The sequence below is a fragment of the Flavobacterium sp. S87F.05.LMB.W.Kidney.N genome (assembly GCF_004366435.1).
Taxonomy (GTDB): Bacteria; Bacteroidota; Bacteroidia; order Flavobacteriales; family Flavobacteriaceae; genus Flavobacterium.
Window position 1 is genome coordinate 1 of the sequence record NZ_SODX01000001.1, and the last position, 17,383, is coordinate 17,383.

Genomic DNA, 17,383 nt, shown 5'->3' on the forward strand with positions numbered 1-17,383 from the left:
GGCATTCTTAAACAAGCACTTGTCGGTTATGTCCAGGGAGCAACAAATACAATAGATGTAAACTACGATGCCGTAACAATGGGTGCCAACGCATATATCGATTTTTACAGCATCAGCGAATCTAAAAAACTAACCATTCAGGGACGTGCACTGCCTTTTGACACCGGCGATCTGGTGCCTTTAGGATATAAAGCTTTAATTGAAGGTGATTTTACCATTGCAATTGACCATGCAGACGGATTCTTCGACACGCAGGCTGTTTATTTAGAAGATAAAACAACAGGAAAAATAACAGATCTTCGCAAAGAAAATTATACTTTTAAAACTGCAATTGGAACATTTACAGACCGTTTTGTCCTTCGTTATACTTCTAAAACTTTAGGAACAGATGACTTTGAAAATATTTCAGATGGAATTTTAGTCTCAGTTAAAAATAAAATAGTTAGAATTTCTTCTTCAAAAGAAACTATCAATGATGTTATTATTTATAATGTACTGGGTCAGGAAATATTCAATAAGAAAAAAATTAATAGTACAGAATTTCAAATTTCGAATTTGCAGACAGGAAATCAAGTTTTACTGCTAAAGATTAATCTACAGAATGGTCATAGCACATCAAAAAAAATAATCACGGATTAATTCCTAAAACAAGAAACCCATCATAATTTGATGGGTTTCTTGTTTTTTATTCTTCTTTCAATTCGTCAATCACCTTCTTTATTTCTTTGGCAAACTTTCCATAAAATTTATGAACCCACCATTCTAGAGAAATTCCCATAAAGAGCATTGTAAAAACAACCACTAGAAAGAATCCGATGAGTTGGCCGCTAGAAAATTCATGATCAACAAACCCTGGTATCTTGGTAAACGCATAATAATAAAAGCCTAAAAAATATAAAACTAAAAACGGCGTCAAAGCAAATCCAAAAGTTTTATACAATTCCATATTTAGCCTAATATCAAAATAGGTTTCATACAAACTGTCTTTTGTTCTCAGAGTTATATTATTCAACCGCTTATAAAAAAAGTAAAGCTTCGTCAAATAATAAACACAGACTGCTACAAAAAGACTGTACAGCAAATAATACAGAAAAGTCATCTTGGGTGGAAAATCACATATAAAAGGAACTGTACCTATCAAAACAATAGACAGGATTTGATAAATGAATTCATTTTTTAGATTTTTTTTAATTTTATCTAATGGAGTATTCGCAGATTGAATCTTCTCTAAATTTTCTGGCAGAATAATATTTTCGGGTTTTTCATTATTCCATGCATTTTGTATATCGTTAAAATCCATATCCCTGATTTTTAATAATTTCTTTTAATTTTTCTTTGGCTCTGTTCAATTTTACTCTGGCATTTCCTTCAGAAATTCCGAGATTCTGACCAATTTCTTTATGAGAGAAGCCTTCTAATTGATAGAAGATTATGGCTTTATCAATTTTATCCAGCTTTTGTACCGCTTTATAAAAATGATCCAGCTGACTTTCTTTTATATGAGAATCATTTTCGTCTTCTTTAATATTATCCGAATCGATTTCATATTTATCTATCTTTCGCTTTTCTTTCTTTAAAAATACAATTGCTGTATTTACTGCTACTCTATACATCCAAGTCGAAAACTGACTTTCATTTCGAAAAGAATCATATGATTTCCAAAGCTGGCAGACGATTTCCTGAAACAAATCCTGCTGATCATCAGAATTATCCATATACATTTTAGAAACTTTATATAAAATTCCTTTATGGCTTTGTATCCGATTCAAAAATTCTTGTTCTTTCTCTTTCAAAACAGATTTAGTTCGTTATCGGTTTTACAGTATACCCTTCTTTTCTCAATAAATTAATAACTCCAAATTCACCTCCCAAATGCCCAGCGCCAACAGCGAAGAAAACTCTATTTTGTTTCATTAACTCTGGCATTGCTTTTACCCAATTCAAATTTCTATTGTCAAGAATCTGCTTCTTTGTTTTTTCACTTGTAAATTTTTCATCAGTTGTTAAAGCATACATGCTATCAATGTTTTCATTTTTGTATGCAGTAACTAATTGCTCTGATTCCTCAGAAGTTGATTCTTCTAAAAGCTTTAAAATTTCATCATTTGAATAAGCATTTTCCAAAATTTCAAATTGAGCTTTTACGGTTTCAAGACCAGAAATTGAGACATTTCTTTTTTTAGCCGCATCAGAAAACTCCATTTCATAAAACTTAAGATCTGTGCAGCCAAAACTTTTCATACTAATCAAACTTAAGACTGTTAAAAGACTGAAACTATCTACTTGCTGCACACTCATTCCTGTGCTCTTTTTTAAAATTAAATCTAGTTTTGCCAATTGTTCTGGACTTAATTTTTTACTTAGTGGTTCTTTTCCCATTGCCAACTGCTGCATTTGGCTCATTTCATTGGGATCTGTAAAATTGATTTCTAAATATAATTTATTTGAGGCGTCAAATGCTTTTTTTGCTTTTTCAGATAAAAAATAATCCTTTGAACAAATCATATGGATCGTTCCATACAAATAAGACGGCTTTTCAAGTCCTTTTCCTGAAACTTCCCACAAAAGTGAATTTTCTAGTTTAGGTGATTTTTCCTGTGCTGAAATAGTTGAAGAAAAAAAGAATATAAATAGTATTCCTGCAAATCGAAATATTGTTTTCATGTTTATGGGTTTATTTGATTACGACTGGTAAGTAATCGAATCATTAAAACGTTACAAGAAATTTTAAAATTTTCAGAAAATAAAATCTCTTAGCAACTCTAAAGCTTGATTAATTTGTTCTTGTGAATTGTAATTATGAATACAAAAACGAAGACGTTCCTGCCCTTGTGGTACAATTGGCGACAGAATTGACTGCACATCAAATCCTTTATCTTGAAGTTCCTGCTCCAGCTTTTTGGCATTTTCATTTCCAGGAACAATCGCACAATGTATAGCAGATTTACTACGAACAAACATTGGCTTTAAGCCTAATAAATTTTTATACTGATTAAAATATATGATGTTTTGGCGAAGTTTTTCAATAGCCTCTTTTTCAATTTCCAAATGTTGATAAGCTATCAAAATAGTTGCAACTGAATGAGGAGACAAACCCGTTGAGTAAATAAAGTTTTTTGCAAAATTTATGAGATATTCTTTCAGTTCAACAGAACCAAGAATGCCCGCACCATAACATCCTAAACCTTTTCCAAAAGTCATGATTCGTGCAAAAATTTTATCATGTAATTGAAGATACTGACTAAGACCTTCTCCTCTTTCGCCAAAAACCCCTAACGTGTTGGATTCATCAACAATTACATAGCAATTGTGTTTTTCTGAAAGCGCAATTAATTCTTCTAGATTTGGGCTGTCGCCGTCTATTGAAAAAACACTTTCTGTGACGATATAAACCAATTGATTTGGAAATTCTAGAATTAAACGTTCTAAATCTTCAAAGTCATTGTGATTAAATTTAAAAGATTTGGCACTAGAAATCGAAATTCCGTCTTTTATTGAAGTATGACATAGCTCATCATACAAAACAACATCATTTTCTTGGGGTACAGCGCTAAAAAAAGCAATATTGGCATCGTAACCCGAATTAAAAATTAAAGCAGCTTCTGCATCATGAAACTGCGCTATAAAGTTTTCTGCAATGTGATAAAGTGAATGATTCCCAGAAACCAATCTAGAGCCAGTTGCCCCATTTTGAAAAATTTCATTTTCTACCAAATAAGCATGGACATTTCTAAAAATTACTTCAGATTTTGAAAAACCAATATAATCATTGGAAGAAAAATCAACTACGTTATTAAATACAGGCAATTTTTTAAGGGAATTATCCTGCCTACAATTTTCTATTTTCTCGCCAAGATTTTCAGGTAGTTTCATAAAACAAAAGTATAAAATTGAAATTACAGTAAACAAACAACGGACTTGTATTAAGTCCGTTGTTTTAAATTTACTAATTATTTAGCACTAATGAAAGGTGACTTCCTGCTATATTGTGATTCAACCATTTCATTAATCATAAAATCCGAAATATCTAATGCAGTAATTTTATCTCCTAAACAATCTTCGAGATTTACATCTATTGCATTAGTTTCATTTTTAAATTCAATAAAAGGAACTCGAACTTGCGTCCAGTTTACATCACTTTCAGTCAAAAGATTATAGGTATTTTGCCTATCGATCTGAATTGACGGAAAATTAGTTTTCATCCAGTCGGTTGCCATAATAGTTTTTGGACTTTTTTTATCGAATGGTGTATCGATATTAAGACCAGCTAAAAGAACATAACGATCTATATTATATTCTTTCATGGCATTTAAGACATTCTTGGTGGTTCCATATGCCACAAGAGGTTCATCTTTTCTCTGACTAATTGTATTAAGTACTGCCTGACAATCATGCATTACTGATTTAATCGCTTCAAGATCTAATGAGTCACCTTTGACAATTTCAATATCGGGATTTACAATTTCAAAACTTTCAGGATTTCTCAGCAAAAGTTTTACGCTGAATTCCTTTTTTAATAACTGGTTCACAAGATAATTTCCAGTTCTTCCTCCGCCTCCAAGAACGGCAACTTTTGATATATTTTTCATAAGTATTCTTTATAAAATTTGATAATAAAAGATTGTGCTTCATCGTTGATGAAACAAAACATAAAAGCTTACTGAGCTTTTACAAATGATCAAATATTTTATAAAGAGATTTTAATATTTCAAAAGTACGAAAATAAAAAAAGCCAGATATTAAATCTGGCCATAAAATACATTTACGAAAACTATAATTTTTTAAAGAATTTAATTAATTGTGTAAGTTACCGTATTACTTGTTGTGCTGTTAATTAAGTATTGAGTAGTAGCAGGATAGCCACGTTTTGCAATATCACGTTCAACCGCAGTAAGTGGCGATTCGCAACAGACACCTAGCCAAGGGGCTGTATATGTTGGACCAACTACAACATTTGCTGCTTCAGCTGAAATCTCATTGATACAATTAGAACTCGAAGTTAGGGACATTGTCCCAAATCCTAATGCTAGTACTAGCATTACTACAGAAAATCTTTTCATAATAAGTGGTTTAATTTGTTAATAGAGCTACAAATATATATTGTATTAAGTAATTTTCTTACTTATTTTTTAAAATATATTATTTTTATTACAAATAAAACAAACAGCTACTTCAATTACGTTTATCTACAAATAAAAAAACCAGACAAAGACTGTCTGGTTTTTCTACTTATTTTAAAATTTGTTTTAGTCTACTAAAACAATAATTTTATTATTTTTCATCTCGATTGTTCCTGACTTAATCTCTAAAGTATAAGTTTGGTCATTTACTCTCTTGAATTTATCAACGGCTTCCTTAGAAAAATTAAAGCTAGGAGCTGCAATTTTAATTGTTCCTTCTTCTAAGATAGAAACAATTGGTGCGTGATGATTTAAAATCTGAAAGCTTCCATCAACTCCTGGCAAAGTAACCGAAGTTACCTCTCCTGAAAATAATTTAGCTTCTGGTGATACTATTTCTAAAATCATATTTTTTAAGTTAGAAGTTATTTGTTAAAAGTTAAAAGTTACGAAACGTATAACCTTTAACTTCTAACTTTTAACTTTATTTTTATGCTTCAGCTAACATTTTTTCTCCAGCTTCGATTGCATCTTGAATAGAACCTTTCAAGTTGAAAGCAGCCTCTGGAAGGTGATCTAACTCACCATCGATAATCATGTTGAAACCTTTGATAGTATCTTTAATATCAACTAATACACCTGGGATACCTGTAAATTGCTCTGCAACGTGGAAAGGTTGAGACAAGAAACGTTGTACACGACGTGCTCTTGATACTGAAAGTTTATCTTCTTCAGATAACTCCTCCATACCAAGAATCGCGATGATATCTTGTAATTGTTTGTATTTTTGAAGAATCTCTTTTACTCTTTGTGCACAGTTGTAGTGCTCATCTCCTAAGATATGTGGAGTTAAAATTCTTGAAGTAGAATCTAACGGGTCAACCGCAGGATAGATACCTAACTCAGCAATTTTACGAGACAATACAGTTGTAGCATCTAAGTGAGCAAACGTTGTTGCTGGCGCCGGGTCAGTTAAGTCATCCGCAGGAACGTAAACCGCCTGTACAGATGTAATAGATCCTTTGTTTGTAGATGTAATACGCTCTTGCATAGCACCCATTTCAGTTGCTAACGTTGGTTGGTAACCTACCGCAGATGGCATACGACCTAAAAGTGCTGATACCTCAGAACCTGCTTGTGTAAAACGGAAGATATTATCAACGAAGAATAATACATCTTTACCTTGATCAGATCCAGCTCCATCACGGAAATACTCAGCGATAGATAATCCTGAAAGTGCCACACGTGCACGAGCTCCAGGTGGCTCATTCATTTGTCCGAAAACGAAAGTAGCTTTAGACTCTCTCATTCCTGGCATATCTACTTTAGATAAATCCCATCCTCCATTTTCCATAGAGTGCATGAAATCATCACCGTATTTAATAATTCCTGACTCTAACATCTCACGAAGTAAGTCATTCCCTTCACGTGTTCTTTCACCTACTCCTGCGAATACTGAAAGTCCACCGTGACCTTTTGCAATATTGTTGATCAACTCCTGAATCAATACTGTTTTACCAACACCAGCACCACCAAACAATCCAATTTTACCTCCTTTTGCATAAGGCTCGATCAAATCGATTACTTTAATACCTGTGAATAAAACTTCAGATGAAGTTGATAAATCTTCGAATTTAGGAGCTTGTCTGTGAATTGGCAGACCATTTTCTCCAGTTTTTGGCAAATCACCTAAACCGTCAATGGCATCTCCAACAACATTAAATAATCTTCCATATACGTCTGGACCGATTGGCATTTGGATTGGATTTCCAGTTCCAACTACTTCATATCCTCTGCTTAAACCATCTGTTGAATCCATAGAAATGGTACGAACAGTGTTTTCACCAATATGAGATTGTACTTCTAGAACTAAAATAGTTCCATCTTTTTTAGTGATTTCTAGTGAATCATAAATTTTTGGAAGTTCAACATCTTTACCGTTGAAAACTACGTCTACTACTGGTCCAATGATTTGAGCAACTTTTCCTATTACTTTTGACATTACTTATGTATTTATTAAATAGCTATTTAGGTTTATCGAAAATACCTCTTTTTTCAGAGCGCAAAGATAATTTTTTAAAATATAAAATCAATTTTTTTTTCATAAAAAATAGCATGATTTTGTTTGATTCATAAAACTCACCTATAAAATCACAAAATCGACATTTTTTTAATAAAAGAAAAAAAACCGCTGCATCCTAAAAATGAGCGGCTTTTTGAAGTTAAAAATAGTTTCAATTATAATGTAGCTGGAAATAAAACTTGATAGTTACCAATATCCACCCCTTTTAGATTTGAACCATATTTAGCATTTATTACCTCAATAAATTTATTTGCAATAAAAGCATATCCTCTTGGAGAAGGATGAACTCCATCTAGAGAGAACATTCCACCAGTAACAAATGTAGCTTTTAGTGTAAAGTTATTCATTGTAATTCCGTTTGGTTTATTTAGATCATCCATAATTGATTTAGCATCAACAATTGCCAATCCATTCGCATCTGCTGCAGCTTTAATCGTTAAATTATAAGCATTCGTAGCCGTTTCAATTTCAGCAACTTCAGAAGGCAGTAAAACATATCTGTCTGGCAACGGAAAGGTCACTCCTAATTGTGACAAAGAAGGCGAAGGCGAAGCAATTCCATCAGCGGCAACTGTTGGAACTTTACCTATTCTAGATGAAGCGCCCAAAACAATTAAATCAGTAGGCAGTGCTTGTCTAGCTCTTCCAAAAATCTGTCCCATTACTGTAGCAGTTGTAGCATCTAATCCACCTCCCATTAATACTGCTTTTAAATTTGCTGAAAGATCAGGCAGGGTCTCGTCTACAATTAATAATGGATTATTTCCTGTTGCAGACAAAAGATTAATTCTGCTTCCCTGACCTAAAAATGCTAATGCATTATGCAACGGACCATATAATTGAGCATTTAAAGTACCAACCAAACTCACTCCTCCAGCACTTAAATTCGCTTGAGTTAACTGATTGTAGGTAATTACATGAAAATGAGGAAGAGTAGTAATTACAGGTAAATTAGCCACAACTCCTTTTCTTCCACCAGAAACAAGCTGTGTAACCAAAGCGTTATATGCTGCCGCAAAAGTAGCCGGCGGCGTTAACGGATTTACTGTCGGATCACCACCAGCAGTTGCGTAGCCCAACTCATCATTACCTCCTATCCACAAAGAGAAGAAAGTAGGATTTTGACTTAAAGCATCGGCAAGAACTGTAGTTGTCGCACTTGATGCAAAACGAGCAAAATAAGGATTTGCTGTTCCTGCAACAACTCCTGCTGGATTACCATAACCAGGCGCTAACAAATGGAAACTTTTAGCTCCAGGAACTCCTAAATTACCAAAAGTACCAGACAAATGCGCTGTAACTTCTGTCGTTGGTGTTCCCTCAACTGGAACTGGTGCACTCTTAAAATATAAACGAGGCCCAAAAATAACATTCCCTCCTAATAACAACCCCCCAATATTATCATTTGAAAAAGGCGTTTTAAACTCTCCTCCGCCAACTAAAGCAAATTGCTGTGCCAAAATGTTTGGATAAGCACCTTCTTGTCCCTTAATAAATAAGGCATTATCACTAAAACCTGCCGCAAAAGAATCTCCTAATGCCACATATTTAGAAAAATCTGCACTTCCAGCTGTCAAAGGCTTCCCATCAGACGATTCCACAGGAACAACCATATCGTCATCACTATTACAAGCCATAAAGGTTAGCGAAACCAATAAAAGCCATTTGAAATTTTTTATCATAATTTCTATATTTAAATTTATTCATTTCCAAATCATAAATTCAGAAACATATATAATGAATTTTACACTGAGTTAATAAATCAATTATGGATTGATAGTCCAAGAAGCAAAATACTGCTGTCCAATTAATCCCGCTCCAATAACTTGATAATATTCTTTACCACCAATGTTAGCCGCTCCTAATTTTACAACTGATTTCAATTTTGGAATTCCATAATTTATCTGCGCATCGATTACAGTTGCAGATTTGATCACACCATCAGCAAAACCTGCCTGCCACAGATATTCACTGTTCCACCTTCCACTAACACTGAAGCCAAAATTCTTGAACAGTTTATCATTTCCAAGTGACATTTTAACTCTATGTTTTGGAGTATTAAATCCAGCTTCAAAACTTGGATCTTTTTCTTGATCAAAATCGAATTGAGCATAGTTATAATTTACTCCTAATTCGAAATCAGAAATTATTTTTCTAGAAAGTCCAACCCCAAATCCTAATGAATGTATTTCTACATCTGAATTGGTATACAATTGATACACTCTATATTCTCCATTTTGAATAGCTCTTACAGACTGCACTCCTTCATCTGTAGTTCCTGCCGCAAGATTTGGATTATCCTGTGCTGTTCCGTAGTAAGGAGAAATTACATTTAAAGTACCAATGAAATTATTATAAATATTATAGTAACCGTTAAGATCTATTGACATACCTTCAAAAATAGAACGATATCCAATTTCAAAAGCTTTTACTTCTTCAGGTTTTACTAAGTTCGCTCTCGATTTCTTTAACAAAGCTGCTGCCGCGATTGGATTACTTCCTGCCATAGCCGAAAACGCATTTACAGAACTTGCTAAATAAGAATTATTGTAAGCATCAACACCAGTCATATCTTTAGTAGTGTTTCCGTTGCTGTAAGATTGACCTTCAGCACTTAATGCAAATGTCTCACTAAATCTCGTCAAGTTATCCGGCGCAGAACCAATCAACACAGCACTTCCAATATTAAATCCAATATATTGATCTTGAGTAGAAGGATTTCTAAAACCTGTTTGGAAAGATCCTCTAAAATTATGATTTCTCTTCTCTCCTCCTGAATACACTAGAGACAAACGCGGTGAAAAGTTTCCATCAAAATTTTTAGATTTATCATAACGAAGAGAACCTGTAAACTTCAATCTGTCATCCATGAATTTTTTCATCAATTGAGCATAGGCCCCATATTCATTATAATCTATAGGACCATTTGCATCTGTATAAATTCTTCCATGAGAATTCAGTTCATAAGCTCTAAAAGAACCTCCCACCTGAATTTCTGCAAATTTTATTAGATCTCTAAAGTTATAGTTTGCATCAGAATGGTAAATTTTTGAGTTATCAACTAATTTTGAACCAGAAAGAACATCTTCCTCATTTGTAACTTGATTAAAAGCATTTTTAAATTCTGCTGTTCCTGGCAAGAAACGACCAGTATCTGCAGTAGTTCTTCCTGCCGCATGTGCCTGCTCAGGCGTCATACCTGCCAATGTACCTTGTATATATGCGCCTGCATATTGACCAAACCAAGTATTATCATCTTTCCATTTTCTATTAACATTGATACCCGTAAAAACCATATCATAAGAATGACCTCCATCTTCCCCAGTCATGTACCCTCTTACAAAAAAGTTTTTCCCTTTAAATTCTAATTTATTCTGGTACATAAAAAAATCATTCAGATAATACCTGTTAGCTCCTTGATAAACAGCATTCCCTGTACCAATTTTACTCTGCCAGATAATTTCCAACTTTTCATCTCCAAAAGGTCGTGCATGCAAAGAAAAATCAATCTTAATATTCGACGCCTTATTATCCGTTAAATCAATTTCATTATAACCTGTTCTACTAACCATAGAATTCGGTAAAAGATTAGATGCACCAGCCGGAATTAACCCCATTGCCTCTAACTTCTGACCAACGCCTTTAATATTCGTCGCTGCCTCATCACCATAAACATTGATTCCATCATAACTAGGATTCGTTCTATCAATGCCCGTCCTTGTCTTGTCATTATAATTTGTAGCATACCAATCTGTAGCTTCCATATAGGTGAAATTCGCTTTAGCAGCAAAGTATTTATTAAAAGCGCGAGCAAATCGAATACCAAAATCATAATAACTATTTGTGCCCGCAGCTTCTTGAGAAGTTACTCCATATTTAAAATAAGCTGAAACACCTTGATTTGTAAATGGACTTTTACTGGTCATGAATAAAATTCCATTAAAAGCATTTGCTCCATATAATGCAGATGAAGCACCTGGCAGAAGTTCCACACTCTGAACATCGATTTCCGAAACCCCAATCATGTTTCCTAAAACAAAATTCAGCAATGGAGAAGAGTTATCCATACCATCTACCAACTGCATAAAACGAGTATTTGCAACAGTCGCAAATCCCCTTGTATTGATTGACTTGAAAGACATACTACTGGTATTCATCTGTACCTCTTTCATATTTTCTAGACCATCATAAAAAGTTGGAGAAGCCGTCCTTTTTATTTCCTGAATTCCCATTCTTTCAATTGTCACAGGAGATTCCAAAACTCTTTCTGGTGTTCTGGATGCTGAAACTACAATTTCATCTAATTTAGTTTCTTCATCAATTAGAATTACATTCAACTTTTGATTAGCCGTGGTTACATTAATCGTTTTTGACGCAAATCCTACTGCAGAAACTTTTACAGAAAAAGGAAGTTTAGAATTGGTTGTCAATTTAAATGATCCGTCGAAATCAGTAGACGCACCACTATTTTCACCGACAACAATAACATTAGCACCTGGAATAGATTGTTTGTTACCATCTGTAACCGAACCTGTTATTGTATTCTGCGCAAAGGATATTCCGCTGAATAACAACATAATTAGCAAGTAGACTCTCATTGGGTTAGTTTTTTCGTTAGTATATATAGCCAAAATACATAAATATTTTCATATGTATAAAAAAACGTTAAATAAAATTAATATTTAGCACTATTTTAATCAATATTTTAACTATTCATCAATGAGTTTTATTAAAATAAAATCAAAGAAGACCACAAGAAAATCTTACTTACTATGCATACATACAATTTTTGATTAAAAAAATGAAAAATTCATAAAAATACAGGTGTTGAAAAAAAAATTCGACAATAAAAAAAAGCGAGACATAAATCTCGCTTTTTTAACATATTTGTATTTTAAATAGAAGTTATTCTACTGTAACTGACTTCGCTAGGTTACGAGGCTGATCCACATTACACCCTCTCATTACAGCTATATAATAAGAAAGCAATTGCAATGGAATTGTAGTAACTAATGGAGACAATGCGTCTGAAGTTTCTGGAATTTCGATTACATAATCTGCTAATTCACGAACTTGAGTATCACCTTTGGTAACAACCGCAATGATTTTCCCGCTTCTTGATTTAATTTCCTGAATGTTACTTACAATCTTGTCGTAATGTCCTTGTTTAGGCGCAATAACAATTACTGGCATAAATTCATCAATTAAAGCAATTGGACCGTGTTTCATTTCGGCAGCTGGATAACCTTCAGCGTGGATATATGAAATTTCTTTTAACTTTAAAGCACCCTCTAAAGCAACTGGAAAATTATATCCTCTACCTAAATAAAGACAGTTTGGCGAATCTTTAAAGGCAGCAGCAATTTCTTTTGCTTTATCATTGGTTTCTAATGCTTCAGCTACTTTTTCAGGAATAATTTCTAATTCTTGAAGATAAGTATGGAAATCTGTATTTGATAAAGTTCCTTTAGCTTTTCCTAATCTTAAAGCGATCATCGTTAAAACTGTGATCTGAGTAGTAAATGCCTTTGTTGAAGCAACTCCGATCTCTGGTCCTGCGTGTGTATAAGCACCTGCATGACTTTCTCTTGAAATAGAAGATCCAACAACGTTACAAACACCAAATACAAACGCTCCGTTTTCTTTAGCCAATTTGATAGCTGCCATAGTATCTGCAGTCTCACCAGATTGCGAGATAGCAATAACAACATCATCTTTATTGATAATCGGATTTCTGTATCTAAACTCAGAAGCATATTCTACTTCAACAGGAATACGAGTAAACTCTTCAAAAATATATTCTGCAACTAAACCTGCATGCCAAGAAGTTCCACAAGCTACAATTAGAATTCGCTTAGCGTTTAAGAATTTTTCAATATTATCTTCAACACCTGCCATTTGAACAATTCCTTGATTCGCATTAAGTCTACCTCTATAAGTATCTTTAATAACACTTGGCTGCTCGTAAATCTCTTTTAGCATGAAATGGTCATAACCTCCTTTTTCAATTTGCTCCAAATTCATTTGAAGCTCTTGAATATAAGGGTCTACCAAAGAGTCATCTTTAATTTTTCTAATTTTGATTGGCTTGTGCAGTCTTATATTTGCCATCTCTCCATCTTCCAAATACACTGCATTAGAAGTATATTCAATAAATGGTGATGCATCTGAAGCAATAAAATATTCACCTTCTCCAACTCCAATTGCCAACGGACTTCCTAATCTTGCCGCAACAATCTCGTTCGGATTCTTTTTATCAAAAACAGCAATTGCATAAGCTCCCACAACTTGATTCAATGCAATTTGAACAGCTTTACCTAATTTAATGTTTTCTTTCTTTTGAACTTCTTCAATTAAATTAACTAAAACCTCAGTATCTGTATCTGATTTAAAAGTGTATCCTCTTTTTATCAATTCTTCTTTTAGAGGTGCGTAATTCTCTATAATTCCATTATGGATAATTACAAGATCTCCAGAATTTGAAAGATGCGGATGAGAGTTTACATCATTTGGAACACCGTGGGTTGCCCAGCGTGTATGTCCAATTCCAATATTTCCGTTTGTTGTAAAACCTTCATTAGCTTTAGCTTCAAGGTCTGACACTTTACCTTTTGTTTTACACACTTTTATGCCTGACTCATCGTCATATAACATAACACCGGCACTATCATACCCTCTGTACTCAAGCCGCTTCAGCCCCTTGATTACAATAGGATAAGCGTCTCTATGACCGATATATCCAACAATTCCACACATATATATTTATTAATTTGGTTTCGTGTAGTAAACCTCGAGTCTCAATCTTTTATCATCTGGAATAGAAGTTTTTCCGCCATATAAGATTGTACCTAGAGGATTCATAACCGATGCTCTCGGTGCTTGTGATATTGTTTCGTTTTTTAGTTTTAGTACATTTGAAGCTATAATGCTTACATCTTCTGTTACTACTAAACCTAATCGTACATTTTTCACAGTTGCGTCTTTAATAATATTACGTATATGATTGGTTAATCTGATTTTATATGTTTTACCTCTTTTAGTGGTAGCATCAACATTTATCATACCATCATAAATATATCGAGTTGTTTTAGGATCTAACGGGTTCAATGCACCAGAAGTCCCATCCGAATAATCCGTAATAATTGTATTGTTATCTAAATCGTATAAATAAACTCTTTTCGGCTCATCTGCTCCAGTCATCTTATCAGAATCGATATAGAAAACTAGATTTGCCTCATTTACCATCCATTTGTTAGCTCTAATTGTTTCAAGCTGCGCCCCAAAATCATTAAGACTAATGACCGCCAGAGCACCTTGGCCTCCTTTTAAATAAAGCCTTTCATCTCCATCTGTTTTATTAACATTTGTAGTTATGGCACTTTCATAATCAGGCTTTCTAACATCCTGAAGGAAGCTGGCTGTATTTACTATACCTCCAGTTATACTGCTTTTAAGATTCAAAAGAATTTGCTTGCTTTCTGTAGCATCACCATCTGTTGTTGAAGCTGTTTTAGCTTTATAATAAATAGTAATTACACCTTTAGAAAAATCCATCAAGGCCATATTACTAGGAAAAGATCCTGATTTTTCTACATTAAAATACAATCCTCTAAAATATTCTTGAAAAAGATCTTCAGTAGAAAGTTTTGAAGCTGCAGCATTTAAGATTTTTGTTTGGAAAAAATCTTTATTAAGATGCAAAGTCATCTGTGGAACTGATCTAGTAACAGTTTCTTTTTTAGTATCTGGATCAATCGTTTTAGTTTTAATTTCGGCTGGATCAAAATAGAATTGATCGTTTTCTAACAAATTACCAGATTTATCTTTAATTTGTGCATCATTTAAAAGCACATCTCCTTTTTGATTAAAAAAATCAGTGTTTTGATCTGTATAATAAAACTGCGGCAATTGAGACCCACCACTAAAATAGCTGCTTCTCATCTGCATTTTTGACTCATATACACTCAGCTTAATTTTTCCATTTTGATCTCCATAAATAGAATCTAGAACATACGTATTATTTCCGTTTGTATCTGTTGATTTTACATGACTAAAATAAGGAATCGCAAGCTTAACACTATCAATAACTGGGGCTTCACCAATTGTAGGAGCATAAGCAGAAAGTGCCAATTGCGTAACAAAGTTTGCTGTTGTAGTACCAAATACTGGATTATCATAAATTCCTAAAGCATTAATCGCCAAGTTATTGGACTGAATAGGAGTTACTTCTTGATTAAATGCTAAAACATTATATTTCTCTGGTTCAAGACCAAAATGATCATCTCCAATTAAACCATCACCAATTGCATTAAAATCTTTATCGCAAGAATATAAAAAAACAACAATTAAAGCTAAAAGAATTTTCTTAATAAAAGAAGTATTATACATGTTTTATAATAAAGTTAAAATTTAAAGTCCAAACGTTCTGTAGAAATTTGTATAAGCGTCAGCAAATGCATCTTTCGTGGCGAAAGGTAAAAAAGGTTTTCCTGAAGATTCTATAAATTTTGTTAAACTTGGAGAAACATTTTCTGATGCTATTATTACTCCATCAGAATGTAATATACTAGCTTTTAAAACATTCTCGTAATTTGGAACTTCTAAATCTGATACAGCCTCATGAGGAACACCGTCAAATTTAACTTTATTTATCATCTCCAAATCTAAATTTTCATCAAAAGACTGTCCGTATACAGAAGTTATAATTTTAGTTTCAGAAAACAATGCTTCGTGTTTGTAATAATGTTTCATGTAGATTGGAAGCATTGCCGCCAGCCAGCCATGAACGTGAATAATATCTGGAACCCAGTTTAATTTTTTAACTGTCTCAACAACACCTTTAGCAAAAAAGATTGCTCTCTCATCATTATCAGGGTATAAAACTCCTTCCTCATCTGCGAAGGTTGCTTTACGTTTAAAATATTCATCGTTATCAATAAAGTAAACCTGAATTCTTTCTTTTGGAATTGATGCTACTTTGATAATCAATGGCATATCTAAGTCATTCACTACCAAATTCATCCCAGAAAGTCTAATTACTTCATGCAGTTGATGTCTTCTCTCGTTGATATTCCCGTATCTTGGCATGAAAATTCTTATCTGACCGCCTTGATCATTAATCATTTTCGGAACGTCATAAGACATTAAAGAAACCTCATTTTCAGCCAAATAAGGCACGACTTCAGATGATACATATAATATCCTCTTATCTTTCATAATAGTATTTTACTTAATTTTGGTAATAAAAACGTCGCAAAATTACAAAAATTTATGCAGTTTATAACTAATATATTATGTTTGCACTAAATTTTAATAATACCTCGATGCATATTTTCTACAGTAAAGCAGCTTTGATAGCTTATATTAAAACTATCAAAACCGCAAATTCAACCATCGGATTTGTACCAACAATGGGCGCTTTACACCAAGGACATTTGGCCTTAATGCAGCGTTCGTTAAAAGAAAACGACGACACAGTTGTGAGCATTTTTGTCAATCCAACACAATTTAACAATCCTGAAGATTTAGCAAAATATCCGCGAACTTTAGAAGAGGATATTAAGAAAATGCGTACATTAAGTGATAAAATCATTTTATACGCACCTTCTGTTGAGGATATTTATGAAGGAAATACCATTTCTCAAACTTTTGATTTTGACGGATTAGAAAATCAGATGGAAGGAAAATTCAGACCAGGACATTTTAATGGAGTTGGAACAATTGTAAAAAGACTTTTCGAAATTGTAACTCCGACAAATGCTTATTTTGGAGAAAAAGATTTTCAGCAGCTTCAAATTGTTAAAAAAATGGTCGAGAAAACAAATTTACCTGTAAATATTGTTGGCTGTCCAATTTTTAGAGAAGAAAACCAGCTTGCAATGAGTTCTCGTAACGAACGTTTAACGGCACAAGAACGCAAAGATGCTTCTATAATCTACAAAACATTGACTGAGGCAAAAGATATTTTTCAAACTCATACTCCACAAGAAACTGTTGAATTTGTAGAAAATTCTTTCAAAGACAACAAAGAGTTTGAACTTGAATATTTTGTTATTGCTGACGAATCTACACTTTTACCTATCGATCAGAAAGATAAAGACAAAAAATATCGTGCATTTATAGCGGTATTTGTTAATTCTATAAGACTGATTGATACCATTTCATTAAATTAATCTAACTT

15 protein-coding genes are annotated in these 17,383 nt (G+C 33.3%); 2 read left to right on the forward strand and 13 right to left on the reverse strand.

What is annotated here, in order from left to right; genetic code table 11:
* On the forward strand, positions 1-639 hold a 639-nt coding region (locus EDB96_RS00005), incomplete at its 5' end, for a T9SS sorting signal type C domain-containing protein (RefSeq protein ID WP_134138646.1).
* 46 nt (positions 640-685) lie between these two features.
* Here the strand turns inward: EDB96_RS00005 and EDB96_RS00010 are convergent.
* From EDB96_RS00010 to EDB96_RS00070, 13 genes are all read right to left on the reverse strand, one after another.
* Complete coding sequence (locus EDB96_RS00010; RefSeq protein WP_057115298.1) at positions 686-1,300, reverse strand: DUF2975 domain-containing protein; 615 nt, start codon at positions 1,298-1,300, stop codon at positions 686-688.
* On the reverse strand, positions 1,290-1,721 hold the full coding sequence (locus tag EDB96_RS00015; RefSeq protein ID WP_373428955.1) for an RNA polymerase sigma factor: 432 nt from the start codon (positions 1,719-1,721) through the stop codon (positions 1,290-1,292). Before EDB96_RS00015 ends, EDB96_RS00010 begins: the two co-directional genes overlap by 11 nt.
* Positions 1,722-1,800: 79 nt before the next feature.
* On the reverse strand, positions 1,801-2,664 hold the full coding sequence (locus EDB96_RS00020) for a TraB/GumN family protein (protein ID WP_134138648.1): 864 nt from the start codon (positions 2,662-2,664) through the stop codon (positions 1,801-1,803).
* A 72-nt stretch (positions 2,665-2,736) separates the two neighbouring features.
* The gene (locus EDB96_RS00025) at positions 2,737-3,873 is read right to left on the reverse strand and encodes an aminotransferase class I/II-fold pyridoxal phosphate-dependent enzyme (RefSeq protein ID WP_134138650.1); all 1,137 of its coding nucleotides are present in this window, start codon (positions 3,871-3,873) and stop codon (positions 2,737-2,739) included.
* A gap of 77 nt (positions 3,874-3,950) precedes the next feature.
* On the reverse strand, positions 3,951-4,589 hold the full coding sequence (locus EDB96_RS00030) for an NAD(P)-dependent oxidoreductase (protein WP_134138651.1): 639 nt from the start codon (positions 4,587-4,589) through the stop codon (positions 3,951-3,953).
* 201 nt (positions 4,590-4,790) lie between these two features.
* Positions 4,791-5,039 carry a hypothetical protein gene (locus EDB96_RS00035; protein ID WP_128414923.1) on the reverse strand — a complete coding sequence of 83 codons (249 nt, stop codon included), beginning with the start codon at positions 5,037-5,039 and terminating at the stop codon, positions 4,791-4,793.
* Between the two features lie 207 nt (positions 5,040-5,246).
* Entirely contained in the window at positions 5,247-5,528 is a 282-nt protein-coding gene (locus EDB96_RS00040) for a F0F1 ATP synthase subunit epsilon (RefSeq protein WP_057115304.1), read from the reverse strand.
* A gap of 82 nt (positions 5,529-5,610) precedes the next feature.
* Entirely contained in the window at positions 5,611-7,122 is a 1,512-nt protein-coding gene (atpD, locus tag EDB96_RS00045; RefSeq protein WP_057115305.1) for a F0F1 ATP synthase subunit beta, read from the reverse strand.
* A 236-nt stretch (positions 7,123-7,358) separates the two neighbouring features.
* Positions 7,359-8,885, reverse strand: a complete 1,527-nt coding sequence (locus EDB96_RS00050; protein WP_134138653.1) for an SGNH/GDSL hydrolase family protein — start codon at positions 8,883-8,885, stop codon at positions 7,359-7,361.
* A gap of 84 nt (positions 8,886-8,969) precedes the next feature.
* Positions 8,970-11,801, reverse strand: coding sequence for a TonB-dependent receptor domain-containing protein (locus tag EDB96_RS00055; protein ID WP_134138655.1), 2,832 nt, complete (start codon positions 11,799-11,801; stop codon positions 8,970-8,972).
* Between the two features lie 307 nt (positions 11,802-12,108).
* Positions 12,109-13,959 (reverse strand): glutamine--fructose-6-phosphate transaminase (isomerizing), encoded by a 1,851-nt coding sequence (gene glmS / locus EDB96_RS00060; protein ID WP_057115308.1) that lies wholly within the window; start codon positions 13,957-13,959, stop codon positions 12,109-12,111.
* A 9-nt stretch (positions 13,960-13,968) separates the two neighbouring features.
* Positions 13,969-15,591 (reverse strand): DUF4270 domain-containing protein, encoded by a 1,623-nt coding sequence (locus EDB96_RS00065; RefSeq protein WP_134138656.1) that lies wholly within the window; start codon positions 15,589-15,591, stop codon positions 13,969-13,971.
* Between the two features lie 21 nt (positions 15,592-15,612).
* On the reverse strand, positions 15,613-16,419 hold the full coding sequence (locus tag EDB96_RS00070; protein WP_134138658.1) for a glycogen/starch synthase: 807 nt from the start codon (positions 16,417-16,419) through the stop codon (positions 15,613-15,615).
* 77 nt (positions 16,420-16,496) lie between these two features.
* Here EDB96_RS00070 and panC point away from each other — a divergent pair, with 77 nt between their 5' ends.
* The gene (gene panC / locus EDB96_RS00075; protein ID WP_134138659.1) at positions 16,497-17,375 is read left to right on the forward strand and encodes a pantoate--beta-alanine ligase; all 879 of its coding nucleotides are present in this window, start codon (positions 16,497-16,499) and stop codon (positions 17,373-17,375) included.
* Positions 17,376-17,383: the final 8 nt, after the last annotated feature.

Bases quoted from the DNA above. Each gene is read 5' to 3' on its own strand.
- EDB96_RS00010 (WP_057115298.1), bottom strand. From the start codon at position 1,300: ATGGATTTTAACGATATACAAAATGCATGGAATAATGAAAAACCCGAA.
- EDB96_RS00015 (WP_373428955.1), bottom strand. From the start codon at position 1,721: ATGTATATGGATAATTCTGATGATCAGCAGGATTTGTTTCAGGAAATC.
- EDB96_RS00020 (WP_134138648.1), bottom strand. From the start codon at position 2,664: ATGAAAACAATATTTCGATTTGCAGGAATACTATTTATATTCTTTTTT.
- EDB96_RS00025 (WP_134138650.1), bottom strand. From the start codon at position 3,873: ATGAAACTACCTGAAAATCTTGGCGAGAAAATAGAAAATTGTAGGCAG.
- EDB96_RS00030 (WP_134138651.1), bottom strand. From the start codon at position 4,589: ATGAAAAATATATCAAAAGTTGCCGTTCTTGGAGGCGGAGGAAGAACT.
- EDB96_RS00035 (WP_128414923.1), bottom strand. From the start codon at position 5,039: ATGCTAGTACTAGCATTAGGATTTGGGACAATGTCCCTAACTTCGAGT.
- EDB96_RS00040 (WP_057115304.1), bottom strand. From the start codon at position 5,528: ATGATTTTAGAAATAGTATCACCAGAAGCTAAATTATTTTCAGGAGAG.
- atpD (WP_057115305.1), bottom strand. From the start codon at position 7,122: ATGTCAAAAGTAATAGGAAAAGTTGCTCAAATCATTGGACCAGTAGTA.
- EDB96_RS00050 (WP_134138653.1), bottom strand. From the start codon at position 8,885: ATGATAAAAAATTTCAAATGGCTTTTATTGGTTTCGCTAACCTTTATG.
- EDB96_RS00055 (WP_134138655.1), bottom strand. From the start codon at position 11,801: ATGAGAGTCTACTTGCTAATTATGTTGTTATTCAGCGGAATATCCTTT.
- glmS (WP_057115308.1), bottom strand. From the start codon at position 13,959: ATGTGTGGAATTGTTGGATATATCGGTCATAGAGACGCTTATCCTATT.
- EDB96_RS00065 (WP_134138656.1), bottom strand. From the start codon at position 15,591: ATGTATAATACTTCTTTTATTAAGAAAATTCTTTTAGCTTTAATTGTT.
- EDB96_RS00070 (WP_134138658.1), bottom strand. From the start codon at position 16,419: ATGAAAGATAAGAGGATATTATATGTATCATCTGAAGTCGTGCCTTAT.
- panC (WP_134138659.1), top strand. From the start codon at position 16,497: ATGTTTGCACTAAATTTTAATAATACCTCGATGCATATTTTCTACAGT.